The 22331-nt window shown below is 63.8% G+C and carries 19 protein-coding genes; 7 read left to right on the top strand and 12 right to left on the bottom strand.

Annotated features, from left to right (window positions below; genetic code table 11):
- Positions 1 to 3 precede the first annotated feature (3 nt).
- Positions 4 to 771 (bottom strand): coniferyl-alcohol dehydrogenase, encoded by a 768-nt coding sequence (locus ACZ0BA_RS10805; RefSeq protein WP_463451282.1) that lies wholly within the window; start codon positions 769 to 771, stop codon positions 4 to 6.
- A gap of 28 nt (positions 772 to 799) precedes the next feature.
- Positions 800 to 2281, bottom strand: a complete 1482-nt coding sequence (locus ACZ0BA_RS10800; RefSeq protein WP_463451281.1) for a benzaldehyde dehydrogenase — start codon at positions 2279 to 2281, stop codon at positions 800 to 802.
- Positions 2282 to 2572: 291 nt separating this feature from the next.
- Here ACZ0BA_RS10800 and ACZ0BA_RS10795 point away from each other — a divergent pair, with 291 nt between their 5' ends.
- Positions 2573 to 4384, top strand: coding sequence for a sigma 54-interacting transcriptional regulator (locus tag ACZ0BA_RS10795; RefSeq protein WP_463451280.1), 1812 nt, complete (start codon positions 2573 to 2575; stop codon positions 4382 to 4384).
- A 20-nt stretch (positions 4385 to 4404) separates the two neighbouring features.
- Here the strand turns inward: ACZ0BA_RS10795 and ACZ0BA_RS10790 are convergent, their stop codons facing one another.
- Positions 4405 to 5325 (bottom strand): LysR family transcriptional regulator, encoded by a 921-nt coding sequence (locus ACZ0BA_RS10790; RefSeq protein ID WP_463451279.1) that lies wholly within the window; start codon positions 5323 to 5325, stop codon positions 4405 to 4407.
- Positions 5326 to 5450: 125 nt separating this feature from the next.
- Here ACZ0BA_RS10790 and lysA point away from each other — a divergent pair, with 125 nt between their 5' ends.
- Positions 5451 to 6809, top strand: coding sequence for a diaminopimelate decarboxylase (gene lysA / locus ACZ0BA_RS10785; protein WP_463451278.1), 1359 nt, complete (start codon positions 5451 to 5453; stop codon positions 6807 to 6809).
- On the opposite strand, the gene ACZ0BA_RS10780 is transcribed toward lysA, so the two are convergent.
- The 3 genes from ACZ0BA_RS10780 to ACZ0BA_RS10770 are packed head-to-tail and all read right to left on the bottom strand — an operon-like array spanning position 6788 to position 9926.
- Complete coding sequence (locus ACZ0BA_RS10780) at positions 6788 to 7258, bottom strand: response regulator (RefSeq protein WP_463451277.1); 471 nt, start codon at positions 7256 to 7258, stop codon at positions 6788 to 6790. The genes lysA and ACZ0BA_RS10780 overlap by 22 nt on opposite strands.
- Positions 7255 to 9153: a sensor histidine kinase gene (locus tag ACZ0BA_RS10775; RefSeq protein ID WP_463451276.1), complete on the bottom strand. Its 1899-nt coding sequence runs from the start codon at positions 9151 to 9153 to the stop codon at positions 7255 to 7257. The genes ACZ0BA_RS10780 and ACZ0BA_RS10775 overlap by 4 nt, the downstream gene beginning before the upstream one ends.
- The gene (locus ACZ0BA_RS10770) at positions 9150 to 9926 is read right to left on the bottom strand and encodes a helix-turn-helix transcriptional regulator (protein ID WP_463451275.1); all 777 of its coding nucleotides are present in this window, start codon (positions 9924 to 9926) and stop codon (positions 9150 to 9152) included. The genes ACZ0BA_RS10775 and ACZ0BA_RS10770 overlap by 4 nt, the downstream gene beginning before the upstream one ends.
- A 157-nt stretch (positions 9927 to 10083) precedes the next feature.
- Here ACZ0BA_RS10770 and ACZ0BA_RS10765 point away from each other — a divergent pair, with 157 nt between their 5' ends.
- Positions 10084 to 10578, top strand: coding sequence for an SgcJ/EcaC family oxidoreductase (locus ACZ0BA_RS10765; RefSeq protein ID WP_463451274.1), 495 nt, complete (start codon positions 10084 to 10086; stop codon positions 10576 to 10578).
- A gap of 46 nt (positions 10579 to 10624) precedes the next feature.
- Here the strand turns inward: ACZ0BA_RS10765 and ACZ0BA_RS10760 are convergent, their stop codons facing one another.
- Entirely contained in the window at positions 10625 to 10930 is a 306-nt protein-coding gene (locus tag ACZ0BA_RS10760; protein ID WP_463451273.1) for a hypothetical protein, read from the bottom strand.
- Between the two features lie 306 nt (positions 10931 to 11236).
- On the opposite strand from ACZ0BA_RS10760, the gene ACZ0BA_RS10755 reads away from it, so the two are divergent.
- Both ACZ0BA_RS10755 and ACZ0BA_RS10750 read left to right on the top strand, forming a co-directional pair.
- Complete coding sequence (locus tag ACZ0BA_RS10755) at positions 11237 to 12073, top strand: hypothetical protein (protein ID WP_463451272.1); 837 nt, start codon at positions 11237 to 11239, stop codon at positions 12071 to 12073.
- Between the two features lie 36 nt (positions 12074 to 12109).
- Positions 12110 to 14347 (top strand): acylase, encoded by a 2238-nt coding sequence (locus ACZ0BA_RS10750; RefSeq protein WP_463451271.1) that lies wholly within the window; start codon positions 12110 to 12112, stop codon positions 14345 to 14347.
- 75 nt (positions 14348 to 14422) lie between these two features.
- On the opposite strand, the gene ACZ0BA_RS10745 is transcribed toward ACZ0BA_RS10750, so the two are convergent.
- On the bottom strand, positions 14423 to 16678 hold the full coding sequence (locus tag ACZ0BA_RS10745) for a PhoX family protein (protein WP_463451270.1): 2256 nt from the start codon (positions 16676 to 16678) through the stop codon (positions 14423 to 14425).
- A gap of 131 nt (positions 16679 to 16809) precedes the next feature.
- On the opposite strand from ACZ0BA_RS10745, the gene ACZ0BA_RS10740 reads away from it, so the two are divergent.
- On the top strand, positions 16810 to 18048 hold the full coding sequence (locus ACZ0BA_RS10740) for a M23 family metallopeptidase (protein WP_463451269.1): 1239 nt from the start codon (positions 16810 to 16812) through the stop codon (positions 18046 to 18048).
- 14 nt (positions 18049 to 18062) lie between these two features.
- Here ACZ0BA_RS10740 and ACZ0BA_RS10735 read toward each other — a convergent pair whose 3' ends face one another.
- The 4 genes from ACZ0BA_RS10735 to ACZ0BA_RS10720 form a co-directional block, all read right to left on the bottom strand.
- Positions 18063 to 18425 (bottom strand): HNH endonuclease, encoded by a 363-nt coding sequence (locus ACZ0BA_RS10735; protein ID WP_463451268.1) that lies wholly within the window; start codon positions 18423 to 18425, stop codon positions 18063 to 18065.
- Between the two features lie 53 nt (positions 18426 to 18478).
- Positions 18479 to 19654, bottom strand: a complete 1176-nt coding sequence (locus ACZ0BA_RS10730) for a trans-sulfuration enzyme family protein (protein ID WP_463451267.1) — start codon at positions 19652 to 19654, stop codon at positions 18479 to 18481.
- Complete coding sequence (locus ACZ0BA_RS10725; RefSeq protein WP_463451266.1) at positions 19651 to 21018, bottom strand: pyridoxal-phosphate dependent enzyme; 1368 nt, start codon at positions 21016 to 21018, stop codon at positions 19651 to 19653. The genes ACZ0BA_RS10730 and ACZ0BA_RS10725 overlap by 4 nt, the downstream gene beginning before the upstream one ends.
- A 110-nt stretch (positions 21019 to 21128) precedes the next feature.
- On the bottom strand, positions 21129 to 21503 hold the full coding sequence (locus ACZ0BA_RS10720) for a DUF4148 domain-containing protein (protein ID WP_463451265.1): 375 nt from the start codon (positions 21501 to 21503) through the stop codon (positions 21129 to 21131).
- 257 nt (positions 21504 to 21760) lie between these two features.
- On the opposite strand from ACZ0BA_RS10720, the gene ACZ0BA_RS10715 reads away from it, so the two are divergent.
- Entirely contained in the window at positions 21761 to 22315 is a 555-nt protein-coding gene (locus ACZ0BA_RS10715) for a thymidine kinase (RefSeq protein WP_463451264.1), read from the top strand.
- Positions 22316 to 22331: the final 16 nt, after the last annotated feature.

The following is a 22331-nucleotide window of genomic DNA, read 5'->3' as shown; positions in this document are numbered from 1 at the left end:
AGCTTAGATAAAGGTCGAGGCCAGCCCTCCGTCGACAGGGATGTTCACGCCACTGATCCAGCGCGACTCGTCGCTGCAAAGGAAGCTGACGACGGACGCCACTTCGTCGGCATAGGCCGGACGCTTCATGCGGTGGGCGTCGCGCTGCACGCGCTCCTCGCCCAGCATGGAGACGAAGTCGCCGAGGATCGGGGTGAACACCGGTCCCGGCGCCACGCTGTTCATGCGCACCGAGTGCTCCATGAACCATTTCTGCGATTGCGCGTAGGTCCAGACGATCAGCGCCTCCTTGAAATACTGGTAGCACGTCTCGTCAGGCACCGGATGCTGGTCCAGCCACGCCTGGCCGGCCGCGAAGCCCTCGGTGGCCGCCAGTTGCTTGTGCAGATCGAGGCGTGTCGGCCATTCGGCGCCGAGGATGGAGGCGACGTTGACGATGGCGGCGCCGGCCCGCATGCGCGGTAGCAGCCCGGTGGTCAGGTAGCGCAGGCCGAGGTAATTGACCTTGACCAGCAGCGCCGGATTGGCGGTGCCCGGCACGCCGGCGATATTGCACAACGCGTCCACGTGCGGCGGAAGCTTGGCGATGGCGTCGTCGATGCTGCCGGTGCTACTCAGGTCCACGGCGACGAAATCGTCCAGCGTGAGTCCCGGATCGTTGCGGTCCATGCCGATGACGGTGGCCCCTTCGAAGCGCGCCAGTCGGGCGACTTCGGCGCCGATGCCCGACGCGGCGCCGGTGACGACGACGGTCTTGTTACGTAACTTCATGCTGTCTCCTTTGTGATTATTGTGGTTGTCAGAACGGATAGCGCGGTGCTTCGGTTTTGATGGTGAGCCATTGCAGTTGCGTGAATTCGTCCCAATCGACGGTGCCGCCATGCCGCCCGCCGTTGCCCGAGGTGCCGCCGCCGCCGAACGGTGCGTGCGCCTCCGCCAGCACGGTCTGGTCGTTGATATGCACGTGGCCGGACGGCACGCTGTCGGCGATGCGCATCGCGCGGGTCAGGCCGGGCGTGATCACGCCCAGCGCCAGGCATCCGCTGGTGGCCGAGGCGAGGGCGATGGCTTCTTCGTCGGTGTCGAACACGGTGATCGACGCCACGGGACCGAACAGCTCCTCCTCGAAGCAGCGCATGCCGGCGCGCACGCCGGTAAGCACGGTAGGCTTGTAGAACTGCCGCTCGAAAGTACCGCCGGCCAGCAGCGTGGCGCCGTCGGCGATGCTGTCCTCGACGATCGAATGCAGGCGCTGGACCTGGCGCGCGCTGATCAGCGGTCCAAGCGCGACGTCGCCGCCCATCGGATCGCCGACCGGCAGGTGGCGCGCTTTGTGGACCAGGCGCTCGATCACCGCGTCGGCGATGCCGCGCTGGAGCAGCACGCGGCCGGCGCACATGCAGATCTGGCCCTGGTGCAGGAAGGTCGCCCATGCCGCGTTGGAGGCGGCGATGTCCGGATCGGCGTCGTCAAGGATGATCAGCGAGTTTTTGCCGCCCAGTTCCAGCGACATCTTTTTCAGATGGCGGCCTGCCAGCTCGCCGACGCTGTGGCCCGCCGTCGTCGATCCGGTAAAGGCGATCATGCCGATGTCCGGATGGGAGCACATGGCCTGGCCGGCGTCGGCGCCGCCAGGCAGCACATGCAGCAGGCCTTTGGGCAGGCCAGCCGCCTCGAAGATACGGGCGATCAGCACACCGCCGGTGATCGGGGTTTGCAGGTCCGGCTTGTGGACCACGGCATTGCCGGTGGCGAGCGCCGGCGCGATCGAACGGATCGACAGGATCAGCGGGAAATTGAATGGCGAGATGACGCCAACCACGCCATGCGGCACGCGCCGCGCGATGCTCATGGTGCCGGTGGCGGAGGCCAGCAGCTGACCCTTGGGCTGCGTCAGCATCGCCGCCGCTTCTTGCAGGTGTGCGGTCGCCTCGCGCAGTTCGAGATCCGCCTTGGGTCGTATGGCGCCCGTCTCGCGCACAATCCACGTCGACAGCTCGTCGTGGTGTTGTGCGATCAGCGCGGCGGCGCTACGAAAGATCGCGGCGCGATCCTTGTAATCCGATTTGGCCCAGGCTTTTTGCGCGGCGCGCGCCTGGACCCCTGCGGCCAGCACGTCGGCGCCGTTGGCAAGGCCGATGCGACCCAGCTGTTCGCCGGTGGCCGGTTCCGTGAAAGTGTGGCTGCCGCCCTGGGAGGCGATCCATTCGCCGTTGAAGATGCGGTCGCGCCAGATGGCAGGGCTGAGGAAGGCGCCGCCGGCGCCGGGGATGTCGGTCATGTCTGTCTCCTTGGTTGATTGGACGGGGCAGGTCGGCCTTTGCGCTGGTTAGCACGCTAGTTGCATAAGGTCCGCTTGCCGCTCTTTCCTTAGCTATTACAAGTTGCGTGCCAGCGAAGTGTGGTTTTGGTTTAGTGCGACGCACCATGCCAGTACGCCGGGCTGGCGGACGTATTGGCGATGTGCGGTTGCGCGACGCAACAAATATCCGGCGGCCCGGCCGCTTGATCAAATGATCAACAAGGAGAACTACCGATGTATGATTTGATAAAAAATGAAGAAGGCGGAGACATGAGCAAGCGTGAACGCGTTTCGCTGGCGGAGGTATCGCATGCCACCGGCAAGATGCTGAACCGGGGCGACAGCGCGCATTTGAACGAGGGCGCCGCGCCGACCCTGGAGGACATCACCCAGAGCCTGCATTTTTCGCCGGGCGATGGACGCATATGGTTGAACGGCCAGCGCATGCAGCTGGTGCACATGACGTCACTTGGTTCGTTGCGGCGCGAACTGCTCGAGAGCATAGGTCCCGAGCGCACGCGCGGTCTGCTCACGCGTGTCGGCTATTCGGCCGGCGCGCGCGACGCCCAGCTGCTGCGCGAGCGCTGGCCGGACGCCGATCCGGCGGCGCTGTTTTCGGCCGGTCCACGCATGCACTCGCTCGAAGGCGCGGTCAAGGTCGAGGCGCTGCACTTCGAATTCGACGTGGAACTGGGCACCTATCGCGGCGAATTCCTTTGGCATCACTCAGGCGAGGACGAGGTGCATACCGCCGATTTCGGCATCGGCACGGAGCCGGCATGCTGGATGCAGACCGGCTATGCGATCGGCTACACCAGCGCGATGATCGGCCGCCTGACGATTTATCGCGAGATCGAATGCATGTCGATGGGGCATAAGCACTGCCGCCTGATCGGCAAGCCGGCCGACGAGTGGGACAACGTCGAAGAAGATCTGCGCTTCCTGAACGCGGAGGCCTTCGTCAGCACCACGGCCTACAGCGAACCGTACGCGCACCAGAAGGCCGCGATACTGAAGGGCGACGACGAGCGGCCATACGCCGACAAGGAGATGGTGGGCGTGTCGTCGGCATTCAACGCGGCCTGCCACATGCTCAAGCGGGTCGCGCCGACGGCGGCCACGGTGCTGTTCACCGGCGAATCGGGCGTCGGCAAGGAGCTGTTCGCGTACATGCTGCACCAGATCGGCAAGCGCAAGGAGCAGGCTTTTGTCGCCGTCAACTGCGCGGCGATCCCCGAGACGCTGATCGAATCGGAGCTGTTCGGCGTTGAGCGCGGCGCCTTCACCGGGGCCACGCAGTCGCGTCCCGGGCGTTTCGAGCGCGCCAGCGGCGGCACGCTGTTCCTCGACGAGATCGCGACTTTGAGCCTGGTCGCGCAGGGCAAGCTGCTGCGCGCGTTGCAGGAAGGGGAGATCGAGCGTGTCGGCGGTGTGCGCAGCATCAAGGTCGACGTGCGGGTGGTGGCGGCGACCAACGTCGACTTGCGCGAGGAAATCCGCCAGGGGCGCTTTCGCGAGGATTTGTTCTTCCGGCTGAACGTCTTCCCGATCCACCTGCCGCCCCTGCGCGACCGCCGCGACGACATTCCGCTGTTGATGGGATACTTCATGCGGCACTATGGACAAAAGCATCAGCGGCGGCTGACGGGGTTTACGGCCCGCGCGGTCGACGCGCTGCTCACCTATCATTTTCCGGGGAATATACGGGAGCTGCAAAATCTGGTCGAGCGCGGGGTGATCTACGCCAACGAGGATGGACCGATCGATTTGCCGCATCTGTTCACCAGCGGCGAGGAGTCGCAGGCGTCGTATTTTTCGCTGGCGCAGACGGGCAGGTTGACCAGTCCCGGGACACCCGCTCCTGCGGCGACGGTCAGTTCGGAGCTGCTGGATGTGCTGCCGGGGATGTTGGGGGAGGCCGTCAACGGCACGGCGCAGGAGTGGTCGCTGGACGCACTGGAAAGCACGCTGATACTGGCGGCGGTCAAGCGCGCAGACGGCAACCTGTCGGCCGCCGCGCGCATGCTGGGTCTCACGCGCCCGCAGCTGTCGTACCGGATGAAAAAGCTGCAGGAAGCCTGATGTCGGTGAGGTGCCGGGCGTCAGCTCGCGGTAATCGCCGCGAGCTCCGCGCCGATTTGCCCGCAGCTGTGATGCAGCGCGTCGATGAAGCGGTTCACGCTTTCCGAATCGGGCCGGAACAGCGGCGTCACCAGATTCACCGAATACGGCACAGGATGCGAAAACCGCCGTATCTGTAACCCCGTCTTTGCATACTCCAGCGCCGTCAGCGGATTGACGATGGCGACGCCGACGCCCAGACTCACCGTGGCGCACACCGCAGCCGCGCTGTGCGTCTCGACCACCATCCTGCGCTCGACGCCATGCTCGCGGAAGGTGTTGTCGACCAGCTTGCGATACGGGTCGCCGGCCGCCAGATACACAAAGTCGAGGCCCGAAAAATCCTGCGGCGTCAGCGTGCGCTTTTTACACAGCCGATGACGCGGCGGCAGCACGCATACCACGTCCATTGTCAACAGCGTTTCCATTTTGGTCCCCGGCGGAATGCCCGGTTCCTCGGTCAACCCAAGATGATAGCGCTGGCTGGTCAGGGACTCCTGCAAGGCGGGGCTCTGCAGCGGCGTCACGTTCAGGCTCACGCCCGGGAACTGGCCGCAGAAATGCTGGCTGGCGCGCGGCAGCAGCGTACTGGAAAAAGCCGGCAGGCAGGCCACGGCGATCTGCCCGTGGCGGAAATGGCGCAGCGCCTCGATCGCGTTACCGATGCGCTCCAGCCCCAGATAGCTGCGCTGGACCTCGTCGAACAACATCAGGCCATGCTCGGTCGGCGCCAGCTTGCCGCCGGTCCGCTTGAACAGCGTGAGCTGCGAGAGCTTCTCGAACCGGCTCAATTCCCGGCTGATGGTCGGCTGCGATGTGTGCAGCATCTCGGCGGCGCCTGTGGTGCTACCCGACGTCATCACCGCCCAGAAAACCTCAACGTGGCGAGAAGTAAAGCCCATGACATGCCTGCTTGAATTCAGATCCGCACACTATATCAGCAATGAATAAGGTGTGAAGATATTGATATTATATTTTTGCGCCCGGATCTTCCATACTCGTTGGCACTCAACTCTCAAGGAACGCGATGGACCACTTTCATTATCTGGGCGGCGAGCTGCATATCGAAGGCGTACCGGCAAGCGCGATCGCCGAGGCCCATGGCAGCCCGACATATGTGTACAGCGCGCGGACCTTCAGGCATCACTGTGCGGTGCTGCGGGACGCCTTTTCAGGCATCGCGCCGCTGATCTGCTTTTCGGTCAAAAGCTGTAGCAACATCGCTGTGCTCAAGCTGATGGTGGAACAAGGCTGCGGGCTGGATGTGGTCAGCGGCGGTGAGTTGTACCGTGCCTTGCAGGCCGGTTGCGCGCCCGAAAAAATCGTCTTCGCCGGTGTGGGCAAGTCGCGCGATGAGCTGACCTATGCGATCGACGCCGGCGTTTTCCTGTTCAATGTCGAGTCCGAGGGCGAACTGGCGCGCATCGACGAAGTGGCGCGCGTGGGCGGCAAACGGGTCAAGGCGGCGGTGCGCGTCAATCCCGATGTCGCCGACGCCGGTACGCCTGAAAAAACATCCACCGGCGGGCGCCAGACCAAGTTCGGCGTGCCCCTGCTGCGCGCCCAGGCGCTGTTCGAGCGTAACCTGTACCGCCAGGTCGACGTGGTCGGCATCCATGTGCATTTAGGTTCGCCGATCGCCGCTACCGCCACCTACCTGGCGGCGATTGACAAGGTGGAAAGGCTGGTCGACGCGATCGAGGCCAGTGGCAGCCCGATTGAACTGATTAATATTGGCGGCGGCTTTCCCGCGCAATACCGCGCCGACGATGTTCACGCATCATGCCCGCTGGCGCAAATGGGCGCGGCGATCTGCGACCGTTTGCAGGGGCTCAAACGGCGCGGCAAACACTTCATCATCGAGCCGGGTCGCTCGATCAGCGCCAACGCCGGCATCCTGCTGACCTCCGTCGAGTACATCAAGCAGGGCTGGGAGCGCAAGATCGCCATCGTCGACGCGGGCATGAACGTGCTGCTGCGCCCAACCTTGTACGGCGCCAGCCACGTGATCTGGCCGGCGAGTTACGGCGGTTTTGACGGCCACTGGAGCGATTTGCCGGGCCAGGGAGGGCAGGGCGGTGATGCCGAAGGCTTCGACGCTATCGACATCGTCGGCCCGATTTGCGAGACGGGCGATTACTTCGCGCTGGGGCGCGCCATGCCGGCACTGAACGGCGGCGACCTGCTGGCGATCTTCTCCTGCGGCGCCTATGGCATGAGCATGGCCAGCCAATATAACTCGCGCGGCAGGCCGGCCGAGGTCATGGTCGACGGCGATCGGCATCAATTAATACGCCGCCGCGAATCCTATGCCGATCTGATTGCGCATGAGTTATTCGGCTTGTCGGCGCCAGCCTGGCGCGGTCAGGAGGCGCGGCTACGGTAGCTCTGCGGCGCAAGGTCCTCTTTCGGCGCCAGGGCTTGCAGGCGTTTGTACAGCACGCGCGTTTCAAGCAGGTTCCAGACGCGCAGCATCGCTTCGAGCGTGTCGAACGGTTTGGTGAGGAAGTCCTTGGCGCCCAGTGCCAGCGAACGACGTTTGGCTTCCGCGGTGGCGTCGGCGGTGATGACCAGCACTGGACGGAAGTCGTATGGGTCGCCGCGTCGCTTGAGACGCTCAAGTACCGCGTAGCCGTCGAGGTCCGGCATCATCAGATCCAGCACGATCAGGTCCGGGTCGAAGGCGGTGTATAGATCGAGCGCGGTCCTGGCGTCGGTGGTGCCGACGACGTGGGTGAGCCCCTCGCCGATGAACATGTCCTCCAGCAGCCGCAGATTGGCCGGTTGATCGTCGATGATCAGGATGCGGGAGGCCAGGACTTCGTTTTCCATCATGGTTTTTGCTCCGTGGTGTCGAGTAAGGCGAAGAATTCGGGGATCTTGAGTGGCTTGGCCAAATGGCGGGGAGCGCCGCCTGCGGCCTCGTCGCCGGCGCCACCAAGCACCACCAGCTCTCCAGGCAGCGCGCGCACCACATCGTCGGCCAGGTCGCAGGCGACCAAGAGCAGGTCGGGCGGCGATTGCCGCGCCAGTGCGATGCCGCCCGCCTTGTCGGCCGCCCCGGTGATGCGCCAGTTCGGGCGCCGCTGCATCAGCGTGGCGATCAGCGCGCGGGTGCCGGCGTCGGCGTCGATGCAGATCATGCTGTGCGTGGTGGCCGCCGGTGCCGGGGTGGGCGTCACCGGCGCGGCTTGGCCGATGGCGACATCGGCGGGCGCGCTGGCCACGGCGCCGGCGTCGGCGGCGGGCAGGGTCAGCGTGAAACGGCTGCCCCTGCCGGCTTTGTCGTCGAGCCGTACATCGCCTTGCATGGCTTGCATCAGCGCCTTGGATACGGCAAGACCCAGGCCCGCGCCCTCGGTCTTGCCGCTTTCGGCGCCCAGGCGGTCGAATGGCGCGAACAGGCGTGTACGCAGCGCCGGCGTGATGCCCGGGCCGGCGTCGTCGATATGGATGCTGACGATGCCGGTGGCCGGATCGCTGCCGAAGCCGATATCGACGTCGCCACCTTGCTCGCCGTACTTGATGGCGTTCGACAGCAGGTTAAGCATCACTTGCAGCAGGCGCTGACGGTCGGCCATGACGGCGCCGAAAAGGGCGGTGCTGTCGTGGCGCAGCCGCACCGCGCGTTTCTGCGCCATCGGCGCCATCAGCATCACCGCCTCGTCGATCAGTGGCGCCAGCGCCACCGGTTCGCATTCCAGGGTCAATTTGCCGGCTTCGATGCGGCCGATGTCGAGCACCTCGTCGATCAGCGACAGCAGATGCTGGCCGGCCTGGCGGATATGCTCTGCATGCTCGCGCTCGCGCGGCGCCTTTAGACCTGCTTCCAGCAGTTGTGCGTAGCCGAGAATGGCATTTAAAGGCGTGCGCAGTTCGTGACTGGTGCGGGCCAGGAACTGGGTTTTGGCCTGGCTGGCCGCCTGCGCCGCCGACGCGCGCCCGGCCAGCAGCACGCTCGCCTGGTGCAAGCGTTCAGCCAACTGGCCCAGTTCATCGCGGGTGTCCGGCGCCGGTATCAGAGGCAGGTCGCTGTTCAGGCGCTCGGCGTTTTCCGCCGCCAGGCGTACCCGCCGCACCAGGCCGACGGTGAACGTCAGCGTCGCCATCGCGCCGGCCAGGCCGGCGGCGGCGACGGCGATCGTCATCCACAGGTTGCGGTTGGAAGCCTGCTGCAGCGCCACCGCGCGTTCCTCCACCAGCGCCGATTCGCGCAGGCTCATGGCGCCGATTTCGGCGCGCAGCTGATCGAGGATTCCTTTGCTGCTGCGCAGATGTTCTTGCAGCGCGGCCGGGCTGGCGTTGCGCTGGCCGCGCATGATCTCCAGACTGGCCAGTTTATCGTTCAGCAAAGGCGTGATGCGCCGCAGGCTGGCCACTTGTTCGGTGTCGCGGACCTTGGCCTGCAGGCTGGCCAGGGTGGCGGGAAGCTGGGTGACGGCGACGCCATACGGCGTGAGGAAGTCGTCGCGGCCAGTCAGCAGATAGCCGCGCACACCGGTGGCCGCCTCGGCGATCTGCGTGTGCAGGCGCTGGATATCGGCCTGCGCCTGCATGGCGCGCAGCATGTCGGCGGTGGCAGCCGCGGTTTTGCGCTCCAGCGTATAACTGGTGGCGGCGGAACCAAGCAGCAGCGCGAGCGAGGCGGCGATAATGACGCCCCCCTTGAAGCCGAGCGACCAGTGGCGGGGATGGAACGCGCCCGCGCGCTCGCCCGAAGCGCCTGTCATGCGCCCAGCCCCAGATCGGCGGCGCGCACCGCCGCCTGCGTGCGGTCGTTCAGATCGAGCTTGTGCAGGATGCGCTCGACGTGGACCTTCACGGTGCCGGCGGCGATGCCCAGATGCTCGCCCATGGCGGCGTTGGTCCAGCCGCTGGGCAGCAGCGCGAACACCTGCAGCTCGCGCGGCGTCAGCACCTTGAGCATCTCGGCCGCTTCCGGCGCGGCCACGCGCGGCGCGTTCTGCGGCGCCGCCAGCACTGCCGCCAGCATCGTCGCCAGCGCCTGCAACGTAAGCAGGTCGTCCGGTGTCGGTGGCGGCGCGGCCTGGGTGCTGAGCAAAGCGAGCATGCCGCGGTTTTTCCCGTCGAGGCACAGCGGCACCAGCACTTCGAGTCCGACCTGTTGTTCACGGCCGATCCGCAGTCCGCTGGCGATGTCGTGTCGCACCAGCGGCGGACGCGGACCCGGTTGCAGCACCGCCTGCAGGGCGGCCGCATACGCCAGGCGGGCGCCGACAGGCGGCACCTGCCCTTGGCTGGCCAAGACCTGCAAGGCGTCGTCCTTGAGCACCATCACCGCGCCATCCTCCAGCGAAAGGAAGGCCAGCGCCTTCGACAAGGCCGTCGATAGCGCCGACGCGCACAGTCCCTCGCTGGCCAGCGCGCTGGCGGCGTCGGTCAGCAGGCGCCAGCGGGCGGCACTGCCTTCGATCTGGCGGTAACGGTTTCGAACCGTGCGCGCGCTGTCGCCGGCGGGGGGCAGGTGGGTGATGTTGGTCATTTTGGGTGGCGGCATAGTCGAATAAGTGCCGATTATATGCCACTCGGCATACGCGAATACCCCCGACCAGCAGATTTTTGAATCGTCCGCCAAGCCGATACTGGCTTCATTGGCAGGAAACAGCCCGCCAACTTCCTAAACAACGATGGAGCATACGATGAAAAAGATTCTGATTTCCCTGGCACTGGCCGCAGCAAGCACCGTCGCTTACGCCGATGGCGCACCGAAGGTCTACCGCGACGTCGCAGCTGCGCCGACCAACGCGCAGGAAGCGGAAATCGCCAGCCTGTTCGACAAGTGGAACGCCACGCTGGCGACCGGCGACTCCGCCAAGGTGGCCAGCTTGTATGCGGTCGACGGCGTGCTGAAACCCACCGTGTCGAACGAAGTGCGCGATACCCCGGCCTCGATCAAGAACTACTTCGACAAGTTCCTGAAATCGCATCCGGTGGGCACGATCAATTATCGCCACATCCGCATGCTGGGTGCCGATTCGGCGGTCGATAGCGGGGTCTATACCTTCAAGCTGACCAAGGACGGCAAGGTGGAAGATGTGCAGGCACGTTACAGCTTCGTGTACAAGAAGGTCGACGGCACGTGGAAGATCATGAGCCACCATTCGTCGGTGATGCCGGAACTCGCGGCCAAGTAAGACTTACCTCGGCGGCAGCCGTGGTTCGACAAGCCACCCTGGGCCATCAGCCCTCGGTGGCTTTTTGCTCTTCGACCGGATTGAGGCCGCTCCACGAGACGGTGGTCGCTTCGGTCACCAGCACGGATGAACCGGCGCTGATGGTTTGGGCGAAGCGGTGGATGGCGTCGCGCACCTCGTTGATTGGCTCGACGCCGCTGTAGCAAAATTCGCCCGGCGGCAGGTAGTAGCCCTTGCCGTCGTCGGCTTTGATGGCGCCGGCGATGTTGTACTTGGCCAGTTCGACCGCCAGGCGGTGGTAGGTTTGGCTGTCCGGGTCATCGAAGGCGACGCGAATAATGTAATTGACCATGTCTAATCCTCAAAATTGGTGGGGAATCATGGCATAAAAACCGCCCGTTGACTGTTTTTTTGACAAACGTTTTGACCAGCCTGCGGACAAAGCAAAGCCCCGAGCAAGCAGCAAACTTGTCGGGGCTTTTGGTCAATTACCGGAGAAAGCATTTGACTGAACAGAAGAATAGTGAAGAAAACTTAAAATTAACTTAGTTTCATCAAGAGAGCCGGAGCTTTGGCTCGGTGGCCGGATGGTGTAGCATGTCGGACGGCGATTTGGCAGGGTGCAGTGGCCCCCGCCCGCCGGTATTCGAGGATAGATATGCAAATCAAAATTAATGAAGTGCTGCGCGCTTACATCGAACCGCTCACCGAGAGCGAGTACACGGCGCTGGAACGCAGCATCCTGGTCGAGGGCTGCCGCGACGCGCTGGTGTTGTGGCAGGACGTGCTGGTCGACGGCCATAACCGTTATCAAATATGCCAGCAGCACGGCATTCCGTTCAAGGTCACGGAGAACACCAGCTTCCAGAACCTGGACGACGTCAAGCTGTGGATGATCGATAATAATCTCGGCCGCCGCAGCATCTCCGACTATCAGCGCGGCGTTCTGGCGCTGCGCAAGAAGGAGATCGTCGCCGCCCGCGTGGCCGACCTGATGGCGGAAGCTGCGGCCGAGGATGCGCTGATCGCGCCGCCCGAAGGCGATGCGGCCAAGGCCAAGCCGGCCGCCATGCCGCTGACGTCGCGCGAGGACATCGCCCGCGCGGCCCGTTTGAGCAGCGCGACCATCAGCCAGATCGAAAAGATCCAGAAGACGGCGACCCCGGAACTGGTGGAAGCGGTCCGCTCGGGCACGATCTCGATCAACGCCGCCGCCACGGTGGCCTCGCTGCCGGAGGCCGATCAGGTGGCGGCTGTCGCCGGCGGCAAGAAGGAATTGCAGAAGGCGGCCAAGGAAGTGCGCGAATTGCGTGCCGCCTCGCGTCCCGCCAAGGAGCCGAAGGAGGCCAGGGAAGGCGGCGACTACGGGCGTCCGCTGACCGAGGTGGAGGAACTGCGCGCCGAGAACGCGTCGCTCAAGGAGAAAAACGCCGCGCTGCGGGCCGAGATCACCGCGCTGCAACTGCGTATTTCGGAGTTGGTCGACGCCAGCTGATGTTGTAACCACTTTCCACCGCCCGGAGTCCAGTTCATGCCAAGTATGCGTTCCATGCTGCCGTTGATCGGTTTTGTTTCGATGGGGGCGGTGGCGGCGCCAGCGCCGCAGTCTTTGCCGGCGCGTGAGATGCCGGCGGTGGAGATCAAGCGCCTAAAGGCGCTGGCGCAGCGTGTCACCATCCTGCGCGACAAATGGGGCATCCCGCACGTCTACGGGAAAACCGATGCCGACGCGGTGTTCGGCTTGATGTACGCTCAGGCGGAGGATGATTTCCGCCGTGTCGAACGCAATTACATCAACGCCATGGGCCGCCTGGCGGAGGTGGAGGGCGAAGCCGAGCTGTATCGCGACCTGCGCATGAAGCTTTTCATCGACCCGGCCGATCTGCAAGCGCAGTACAAGCAAAGCCCGGCGTGGCTGAAAAAGCTGATGATGGCCTTTGCGGACGGTTTGAACTACTACCTGGCCACGCATCCGGACGTCAAACCGGCGCTGATCACGCGCTTCGAGCCGTGGATGGCGCTCAGTTTCAGCGAGGGCAGCATCGGTGGCGACATCGAAACCATCGATCTGAAACAGCTGGAGGCCTTGTATGCAAACGGCGCGAAGTATCCGCTGTCGCCGCCGGTGCTATTGTCCTCGGCCCCGATGGAGCAGGGTAGCGATCTGGATAAGGAGCCAGGCGGATCGAACGGTTTCGCCATCGCGCCGGCGCTGACCAAAAACGGCCGCGCGCTGCTGCTGATTAATCCGCACACGTCGTTTTACTTCCGTCCCGAAGTGCAGATGCAAAGCCAGCAGGGGCTCAATGCCTACGGCGCGGTCACGTGGGGCCAGTTTTTTGTCTATCAGGGCTTCAACGACCGGGTGGGCTGGATGCACACGTCCGGCGGCGGCGACGTGATCGACGAGTACCTGGAAACCATCGTCGAGAAAGATGGCCGCTATTATTACCAGTACGGCACCGAACAGCGCGCGCTGAAAGCGGTGGTTATCACGCTGCCTTACAAGACCAAGGACGGCATGGCCAGCAAAGTGGTCAAGGTGTATTACAGCCACCATGGGCCGATCGTGCGCGCCAAGGAGGGCAAATGGGTTTCGGTGAGATTGATGAACGAGCCGCTCAAGGCCCTCACGCAATCGTTCATCCGCACCAAGGCGCGCAATTACAAGGACTTTTACAAGTCGATGGAGCTGCGTACCAATTCTTCGAACAACACGGTGTATGCGGACGCAGACGGCAATATCGCCTACTTCCACGGTAACTTCATTCCGAGGCGCGATCCGAAATTCGACTGGAAGCATCCGGTCGACGGCAGCGATCCGGCAACCGAATGGCGGGGACTGCACACGGTCAAGGAGACCATCTCGCTGTTCAACCCCAAGAACGGCTGGATACAGAACACCAACAACTGGCCTTACACGGCGGCGGGTCCCGATAGCCCGAAGGCCAACGACTACCCGGCGTACATGTCGATGAATCCGGAGAACCCGCGCGGCATCCACGCGGTGCGGGTGCTGGAAAACAAAAAAGACTTCACCATCGCCAGCTTGCTCGATGCCGCCTACGACACGCAGCTGCCGGCCTTCGAGCCGCTGTTGCCGCAGTTGTTCGCGGCCTATGACGAACTGCCGGCCAGCGATGCGCTCAAGGTGGCGCTGGCGCCGCAGATCGCCGCGCTGCGCGGCTGGGACATGCGCTATTCGCTGACGTCGACGCCGACATCGCTGGCGATCTACTGGGCGCAGGACTTGACGGCCACGTACGGCCCGGAAGCCAAGACGAAAGAAGTGCTGGTGCTCGATTACATCCAGGCCGCGCTGACGCCGCGTCAGCGGCTGGAGGCGTTGGAGCGCGCGTCGGCCAAGCTGACCGCCGATTTCGGCACATGGCAAACGCCGTGGGGCGAGATCAATCGCTTCCAGCGCCTGACGGGCGACATCGTGCAGCCGTTCGACGACAGCAAGCCGAGTTTGCCGGTGGCGTTCGCGTCGGCCAATTGGGGATCGCTGGCGGCGTACGGCATGACGTCCAAGCAGACGACAAAGAAGATCTACGGAGAACGTGGCAACAGCTTCGTGGCCGCGGTGGAGTTCGGGCCGCGCATCACGGCGCGCAGCGTGCTGGCCGGCGGCCAGAGCGGCGATCCGGCGTCGCCGCATTTCTCCGACCAGGCCGGGATGTACGTGCGCGGGGAACTCAAGGAAGTACTGTTCTACAAACGTGACGTCGAAAAATATCTCGAGCGCCGATACCACCCAGGCTCGTAGCCAGAATCTCGGAAGCAAAAAAACGGCCCGGTCGATTGCGCGACCGGGCCGTTTTCCATTCAATCTATTGCTGGATCAGCTGCCGATACGACCGCCATCGTTTTTGGTGATGACGATGGTGGCCGAGCGTGGACGCTTGCCGGCGCCGTAACCGGCGTTCGACGGCCACTGGCTGGTGTATTTGGTCGGGTCGTTGATGTTCGCCAGCGAGGTGGTTTCACCCGGATGCTGGATATTGATGAACATCGCCTTGCCGTCGGGCGTTTCGGTGATGCCGGTGATTTCCGAACCCGCAGGGCCGACCAGGAAACGCTTAAGCGTATCGGCGGTCGGTTTCTTGCCGATGAAGGTGTCCACGGCCAGGGTGCCGCCGGCGGTGGTGGTGTAGTTCAGCGTCGACTTGGCGCCGTCGCCGACCTTGCCCGGTATTGCCGCCAGCATCATGCAGTTGGTGACATCGGTATAGGCGCCATCATCGGTCTGGATCCAGCAGATGCCGGTGTATGGGCTGAACGCCAGGCCGTCCGGGCTGGAGAAGTCCTGGTCTGCGGTGAGGCTCGACAGGTTGATCTTGCTGCTGTCGGCGCCGCTCTCGGCGCCGAACAGGTACACGTCCCACGTGAAGCTGGTGGCAGCCGCCGCGCCGGTGCCTTCCTTGAAGCGGATGATATGGCCGTTCGGGTTGCCGTTTTGCGCGGTGGTCCCTTTCATGTCGGTGTAGGCGCGCGGATTGGCGCTGTCCGGGGCCAGTTGCGACGAACCGGTAGGATTGACGGTGCGGTTCGAGTTGTTCGTCAGCGTGTAGTAGATCTCGCCGTTGGCCGGGTTGACCGAGCACCATTCCGGGCGATCCATCTTGGTGGCGCCGACTGCGTCAGCCGCCAGGCGGGTGTTGACCATGATGTCAGCCAGGTCGGCGAATTTATAGGCGCTGTAAGCCTGGATCTGCGGGTTCGACATCGACAGCTCGATCCACTGGCCGGTGCCGTCGGCGGCCAGCTTGGCCACATACAGTTTGCCGGAGTCGAGGTATTTGTCGCCGGTCGCCATGCGGTCGGTCGGATTGGCGTCCGCCGCCAGCCAGGTGGCGTTGGAGACGAACTTGTAGATGTATTCGTTGCGCGAGTCGTCGCCCATGTAGACGGCCAGCTGCTGGCCGACGGCGGGCACGCTGAAGGCGGCGCTTTCGTGCGCGTAGCGGCCCAGGGCCGTGCGCTTGCGGATTACCTTGGTCTTGTCGTAGGCGTCCATCTCGACGATGTAGCCCATGCCGTTCATGTCGTTGCGATAGTCGTCGCTGCCGTCGACCGACGCGCCTTTTTTGCTGATGTCCCAGCGCGCGTATTTGTCGTCGGTGCCGGCGGTTTCCCAGCCGTGGCGCGAAGTGGCGCCCTGGTTGCGGCCATAGCGCTTCAGCGCGACGACCGATTTGTCGCCACGGGCGGCATCGTCGGTGGCGCTGCGGGCGAAGTAGTTGGCCCAGTTTTCTTCGCCGCTCAGGTAGGTGCCCCATGGCGATTTGCCGGTGCCGCAGTTATTCAGCGTGCCGCGCGTCTTGGTGCCGGTCGGCGAGTACTTGGTCACCACCAGCGCGTTGCCGCGCACCGGACCGGAGATCTCGATGTCGCTCAGCGGGGTGACGCGCCGGTTGAAGGCCGAGTCGTTCACGGTGGCCCAGGTCGCGCCGGTCTTTTTCACTTCGATGACGCTCAAGCCGTGGACAGCGATTTCCTTGTCCACTTCAGCGGCGGGACGCGGCAGCGAGGTGGTGCCGCCGTTCACGTGCAGGAAGTGCGAGGCCAGTTTTTCGTCGGTGGTCGCTTCGTGGTTCATCGCCAGCACGCCGCGCTCGACGCCCGATGCCAGCGGTGCGCCCGCTGCGGACAGGCCGAAGTACTCCATGCCGTCGTGGTGGTCGCCGGCGCGGTTTTCGAAGTCGGTGTCGGTGCCGTCGTTCTTGTAGGCCGGGGTGGCGGCGCGCAGCGAGTCGCCCAGCGCGTAGATCGGGGTGGCGGTGTAACCGGCAGGAACCGATACTTGGTCGGCCAGGCTTTTCGGCACGGCGGCGAAGGCCAGCAGTTTTTCGGTCGGTGCCGGGGTTGGGGTAGGCGTTGGCGTGACTGCCGGCGCGATGTTGTCGCTGCCGCCGCAGGCGCTCAGACCCATCGATCCCATGATCGCCGTGGCTGCCGTCACAGCACCGCCGCGCAGCATGTTGCGGCGGCTCATGCGTGCGGCCAGGATCGTGTTGAAGTGCTCGCTTGGCGAGGCGTGGCTCTCGATATCATCCGCGTTGAGGGAAGTGCGGACCAGATCGTTTGGCTTGTTCATTGGGTGGCTTGTCCTGTAGTGACATGGTTAAAATGGCAAGCGCATGATAGCTAGCCTTTATGACGTCGCCATGACAGAACGATGACAAGGTAGTGACAGTCGGTTTGTTTTTTGGACCGCAATATATATTGATGTCGTCTACGCTCGTTAGTGGTTTAGTATCTGGTCTTTTACTTATTAAGATGAAGATGCTAACTCGCGCGATGGTGATGGCGGTTTTGGGGACGTTGGTGTCGATGTCGGTGCTGGCGCAGACAGCGCTCGATCTGGCACCGCCGGAAGGTTGTCAGGTGATCGCCAAGGGGCGCGGTGTTGCGGTTGCCGAGGCGCGCCCGGCGGTTTTTCCGCCGACGCAGCTCGAAGTCCGGACACCGGTGCCGCCAACGCTGTATCCAGCCGCAGGGCGCGACTATCTTCTCTATGAGCTCTACTTGAGTAACTTCTCCGATGACGCCATGCCGGTGCGCGGCGTCGAGATTCTCGACGCCGACGATGGCGCGATGCGCGTCGTTGGCGTGTTGAGCGAGCCGCAATTGAAGCAGCGCCTGCGCATGGTGGGCGGCGACGCCGGTGGCGAAAAAATACGTTTGGGCGCGGGGCAGGGCGCGATCGTTTCGCTGTGCCTGGTCTTCGAAAAAACGGCGGCGCCGCTGAAGTTGCGCCACCGCGTGCTGCTCGATGGTGCGGCTTTTGCCGACGGTCCGGCGGTTTCCACCCGCGCGACCAAATTGCAGGTGTTGGGCCGCCCGTTGTCCGGATCGGATTGGACGGCCGATAACGGGCCGAGCCTGCACTCGCATCACCGGCAAGGGGTGATAGTCGCCGGCGGTCTGGCGCAGAACGCGCGCCGCTATGCTGTCGACTGGAAGAAGTATCGGGATGGGCAGATGTATGGCGGTGATGCGCGCGACGTCCACGCCTATTATTCGTATGGCCTGGACGTGCTGGCCGTCGCCGACGGCATGGTGATCGGCGCCAGAAACGACATGCCGGATAATATCCCGCGCACTAAGGATGGCTTCACGCCCGCCGTGCCGATGACAATGGATAACCTGGCCGGCAATTTCGTTTTCATCGATCTGGGGAATGGCCAGTATGCGCAGTATGCGCATATGCAGCCGGGCAGCGTGCGGGTCAAGGCTGGCGACAAGGTGCGCAAAGGGCAGCTGGTGGGGCGCATCGGCAATTCGGGCGACGCGCGGGTGCCGCATTTGCATTTTCAGGTCACCAACGGGACGGATATCCTGGATGGCGAGGGCTTGCCTTACCTGATCGACCGCTTCCGCATGCGGGTCGGCGATGGCAAATGGGAGTCCCGTACACGCGAATATCCGCTCGATGGTGCGGTGATCGATTTTGGGGCGGAGTAGCCCGCGGAACGCGGCTAGTTGACGATCGCCTGTTCCAGCCTGACCCATTCCAGGTTGGCGATGGTGTTGTTGCGGACATTGCCGTCCTTGTGGCGCACGCCGGTGAGCCGTTCCGGGTTGGGCAGGTAGGCCTCGGCCACCAGCTCGTGCACCCAGAACTCGCCCACGCGATTGCCCCCGCGTAGTTTGACTTTCAGGCCTTCGGGGTAGATCACCGGGCGCAGCACATTGACTTTGGTGCCCCCGGCGACCATTACGCGGCCATCCCTGGAGACTTTGTAAAAGCCGCTTCCCGGGATGGGCCGCGCGCTGGCGACGCCTATCGAGTAGACACAGGCGACGACGACGACGGCGATGAGGATGACGACGAATTCCATCTTGATTACGGTCTGGTTTCAGGCATGATTGTTCACGCTGTGGATACTAGCAGCTAAATGGCGTCGAGCGAGCCCCGAATATCGGCCCTTAAATCCTCTATATCTTCGATTCCGACCGACAGCCGTATCAGACCGTCGCCAATTCCCAACGCCGCGCGCTGCGCCGGCGGGATGGTGGCGTGGGTCATAAGCGCCGGGTGCTCGATCAGGCTCTCGACACCGCCCAGGCTCTCAGCCAGCGCGAAAACCTCGCAATGCTCGAGGAAGCGCCGGGCGCCGGCCAGGTCGGTGTTCAAATCGATCGAGATGATGCCGCCGAAGCCTTCCATCTGGCGTTTTGCCAGCGCGTGCTGCGGATGCGATTCGAGGCCGGGATAATAGACGCGGCGGATTTCCGGCTGCTGTTCCAGCCAGCGCGCCAGCTCCAGCGCGCTGCGGCAGTGTCGCTCCATGCGGATCGCCAGCGTTTTGACGCCGCGCAGCGTGAGGAAGCTGTCGAACGGCCCGGCGATGGCGCCGACCGAGTTTTGCAAAAATCCCAATTGTTCGCACCAGGCCTGCTGGTGCGGCTCGGCACCGACGATGGCGATGCCGCCGATGACGTCCGAGTGGCCGTTCAGGTACTTGGTGGCCGAATGCACGACGATGTCGAAGCCGTGTTCCAGCGGACGTTGCACCAGCGGGCTGGCGAACGTGTTGTCGGCCACGGCGATGATGCCGCGCTCACGGCAGATGGCGGCGATGGCTTCCAGGTCCGCCAGCTTGAGCATCGGGTTGGTCGGCGTCTCCACCCAGACCATTTTTGTTTCCGGCCTGATCGCCGCCAGCAGGTTTTTAGGATTGGTCAGATCGACGTAGGTGAAGTCATGGCCGGCGCTGCGGCGGCGCACCCGTTCGAACAGGCGGTAGGTGCCGCCGTACATGTCGTCGCCGGCGATGATGTGCGAGCCGGCGTCGGCCAGCTCCAGCACCGTCGATATCGCCGCCAGGCCCGAGGCGAAGGCAAAGGCTTGCGCGCCGCTTTCCAGGTCGGCGACGCAGCGCTCGAGCGCCCAGCGGGTGGGATTGTGCGAGCGACCGTAATCCAGGCCCTTGTGTACGCCGGGGCTCTCCTGCACGTAGGTGGAGGTGGCGTAAATCGGCGGCATGATGGCGCCGGTCGACGGATCGGGCGACTGCCCGGCGTGGATCACGCGCGTCGACAGCGCTTGAGCGGCTTTTTTAGTCAAGATAATGTCCTTCGGAGATGGTTGAGCAGGTCGAATCTGGTAATCAAGCCGTAGAAGATGTCGCCGTCGGCCACCACCGCAGTCAGGCCGCGATCGAGTACCGTGCGCAGCGCATGCAGGTCGGCCGACGGGTGCAGTGTTTCGAGGCGCCGCGTCATCGTCGCGCCGACCGGGTTGGCGAAGCGCTCCGGCAGCGTGTCCACCGTCAGCAGCAGGTCCGATTCGTCGATGATGCCGACCAGCCGGCCGGCGGAGATTACCGGCAGCTGCGCCAGATCGGCGGCGCGCATCCGGTTGAAGGCGATCAGCAGCGAGTCCTCCGGCGAGACGCTGACCACCTGGCCGGCGTCGTAACGGCGTCCGATCAGGTCGCGCAGGTCGCGCTCCTGCGGGCGCCTGAGCAAACCCTGGTCCTGCATCCAGCCGTCGTTGTAGACCTTGGACAGGTAGCGGGTGCCGGTATCGCAGACGAAGCTGACCACCCGTTTGGGCGAGGTCTGCTCGCGGCAGTATTTGAGTGCGGCGGCCAGCAGCGTGCCGGTTGACGAGCCTCCCGGTATGCCTTCCTCGCGCAGCAGGGTGCGGGCGCTGTCGAAGCTTTGCTGGTCGGTGATGGTGTAGGCCTTGCGCACGCCGGTCATGTCGGCGATGGCGGGGATGAAGTCCTCGCCGATGCCTTCGACCGCCCACGATCCGCTGGTGTCGGCGACGCGGCCGGTTTCGATGTACTCGGTCAGGATCGAGCCTTGCGGGTCGGCCAGCACGAATTCCACATGCGGCGCCACGCGGCGGAAGTAGCGGGTCAGTCCCGTCAAGGTGCCCGAGGAGCCGACACCGACGACGATGGCGTCGACGTCATGGCCGGTCTGCTCCCAGATTTCCGGCCCGGTGGTGGTTTCGTGCGCCAGCGGATTGGCCGGGTTGTTGAACTGGTCGGCGAACCAAGCGCCCGGCGTTTCGGCGGCCAGCCGCGCGGCGAAGTCCTGGTAGTACTCGGGATGGCCCTTGCCGACATCGGAGCGGGTGGTGCGCACCTCGGCGCCGAGCGCCTTGAGGTGCAGCACTTTTTCGGTCGACATTTTGTCCGGCACGACCAGCAGCACGCGATAGCCCTTGAGCCGTCCGACCAGCGCCAGACCGAGGCCGGTGTTGCCGGCGGTCGCTTCGATGATGGTGCCGCCGGGCTGGAGGCGACCGTCCGCTTCCGCCGCTTCGATCATCGACATGCCGATGCGGTCCTTGATCGAGCCGCCGGGGTTTTGCGATTCCAGTTTGAGGAACAGTTGGCAGGGACCGGTGTCGAGACGGGTAATCTCGATCAGTGGCGTGTTGCCAATCAATGTAAATAGTGCGGGTGTGCGCATGAGGTCTCCTTGCTGCTTTTCAGGCAAGTATGCGCTTTTTTACGTCGTTGGGTGCGTCTTGTAGATACCGCTACCGCGCCTGCGCGATGCAGACGCGGCGGCTTCAGCCATTAAAGGCTCGGCGCGTTGTACAGCTCCGGGTAGGCTTCGCGGTAGGCGGCCAGTTCGGCGCGGACCTGGGCGCGGGTTTTGCCTTGCGGGGCGGCGCTTGGCACCTGGTTCTGGTACTGCTCGCCGGAGGTCACTTCGCCGCGTTGCTGCGCAGCCAGCAGTTCCGCACGGACTTCGGCGCGGGTTTTGGTCGAGATGAAGCTGCCGTTGTCGTTGCCATACTGCTCACCGGAGACTGGCGCGTTGCCGGCGGCGACGGCGGCCTTGTATTCGGCGATGACCTGGGCGCGGGTGACCTGACTGGTTTCCTGGGCAGATACTGCTGCGGAAGCGAACAAAGCTGCGAGGGAGAGGGCGATGGCTGCGTTTTTCATGGTGTGGCTCCTGATATATAAAGTTTGTATGGTTGTTGCGGCGTACATTTGACGGTCAGTAATCGCTAGCAATTAGATCGCTTACTACTCTTCGCTTGCCTTGCTTGGTCATTTGTTTGCCAGTGAGTGAACTATACATAGTGCGCGATATAATAGCTAGCTAATAATACCTATCGGGCTGATAGCTGTGCCCAATGGGGCATTTCCAGGGTTTATAATCGCGACCTTAATACAGTACATTTTGAAGGCAGGCGGCAGTGGCAAAACTCTATTTTCGATACTCTGCGATGAACGCGGGCAAGTCCACGGCAATGCTGCAAGTGGCGCACAACTATGAAGAGCAGGGCCAGCAGGTGCGCCTGTTCACGGCCGCCATCGACAACCGTTATGGCGTGGGGCAGGTGACCTCGCGGCTGGGACCGCAGCGCCAGACCGAGGTGTTCGACGCCGACACCGATTTCCTTGCCAAGATCGACCAGAAGATCGCCTGTCTGCTGATCGACGAGGCGCAGTTCCTGTCGACGGCCCAGGTGCAGCAGCTGCATCAGTTGGCGCAGGTGCGCGGCATCCCCGTGATCACCTACGGGCTGCGCACCGATTTCCGTGGCGAGCCTTTCCCCGGTTCCGCCTATCTGCTGGCGCTGGCCGACGATATCGAGGAACTCAAGAACATCTGCAGCTGCGGCAAGAAGGCGACGATGAACATCCGCGTCGACCAGAACGGCAAGCGCATGAAAGAGGGCGAGCAAATCAGCATCGGCGGAAACGAGAGTTATCGCCAGGCCTGCGGACGGTGCTTCTACTCCGAATAAGCCGCGACTGATCGCA

The sequence above is a fragment of the Duganella sp. AC917 genome (assembly GCF_979258245.1).
This window is presented reverse-complemented; position numbering and strand designations above follow the sequence as displayed.

Excerpts from the sequence above, each read along its gene's own strand:
- ACZ0BA_RS10770 (WP_463451275.1), bottom strand. The coding sequence starts at position 9,926 with ATGACCAACATCACCCACCTGCCCCCCGCCGGCGACAGCGCGCGCACG.
- ACZ0BA_RS10720 (WP_463451265.1), bottom strand. The coding sequence starts at position 21,503 with ATGAAAAACGCAGCCATCGCCCTCTCCCTCGCAGCTTTGTTCGCTTCC.
- ACZ0BA_RS10760 (WP_463451273.1), bottom strand. The coding sequence starts at position 10,930 with ATGGTCAATTACATTATTCGCGTCGCCTTCGATGACCCGGACAGCCAA.
- ACZ0BA_RS10745 (WP_463451270.1), bottom strand. The coding sequence starts at position 16,678 with ATGAACAAGCCAAACGATCTGGTCCGCACTTCCCTCAACGCGGATGAT.
- ACZ0BA_RS10805 (WP_463451282.1), bottom strand. The coding sequence starts at position 771 with ATGAAGTTACGTAACAAGACCGTCGTCGTCACCGGCGCCGCGTCGGGC.
- lysA (WP_463451278.1), top strand. The coding sequence starts at position 5,451 with ATGGACCACTTTCATTATCTGGGCGGCGAGCTGCATATCGAAGGCGTA.
- ACZ0BA_RS10725 (WP_463451266.1), bottom strand. The coding sequence starts at position 21,018 with ATGCGCACACCCGCACTATTTACATTGATTGGCAACACGCCACTGATC.
- ACZ0BA_RS10750 (WP_463451271.1), top strand. The coding sequence starts at position 12,110 with ATGCCAAGTATGCGTTCCATGCTGCCGTTGATCGGTTTTGTTTCGATG.
- ACZ0BA_RS10740 (WP_463451269.1), top strand. The coding sequence starts at position 16,810 with ATGTCGTCTACGCTCGTTAGTGGTTTAGTATCTGGTCTTTTACTTATT.
- ACZ0BA_RS10790 (WP_463451279.1), bottom strand. The coding sequence starts at position 5,325 with ATGGGCTTTACTTCTCGCCACGTTGAGGTTTTCTGGGCGGTGATGACG.
- ACZ0BA_RS10800 (WP_463451281.1), bottom strand. The coding sequence starts at position 2,281 with ATGACCGACATCCCCGGCGCCGGCGGCGCCTTCCTCAGCCCTGCCATC.
- ACZ0BA_RS10780 (WP_463451277.1), bottom strand. The coding sequence starts at position 7,258 with ATGATGGAAAACGAAGTCCTGGCCTCCCGCATCCTGATCATCGACGAT.
- ACZ0BA_RS10795 (WP_463451280.1), top strand. The coding sequence starts at position 2,573 with ATGAGCAAGCGTGAACGCGTTTCGCTGGCGGAGGTATCGCATGCCACC.
- ACZ0BA_RS10755 (WP_463451272.1), top strand. The coding sequence starts at position 11,237 with ATGCAAATCAAAATTAATGAAGTGCTGCGCGCTTACATCGAACCGCTC.
- ACZ0BA_RS10765 (WP_463451274.1), top strand. The coding sequence starts at position 10,084 with ATGAAAAAGATTCTGATTTCCCTGGCACTGGCCGCAGCAAGCACCGTC.
- ACZ0BA_RS10735 (WP_463451268.1), bottom strand. The coding sequence starts at position 18,425 with ATGGAATTCGTCGTCATCCTCATCGCCGTCGTCGTCGTCGCCTGTGTC.
- ACZ0BA_RS10775 (WP_463451276.1), bottom strand. The coding sequence starts at position 9,153 with ATGACAGGCGCTTCGGGCGAGCGCGCGGGCGCGTTCCATCCCCGCCAC.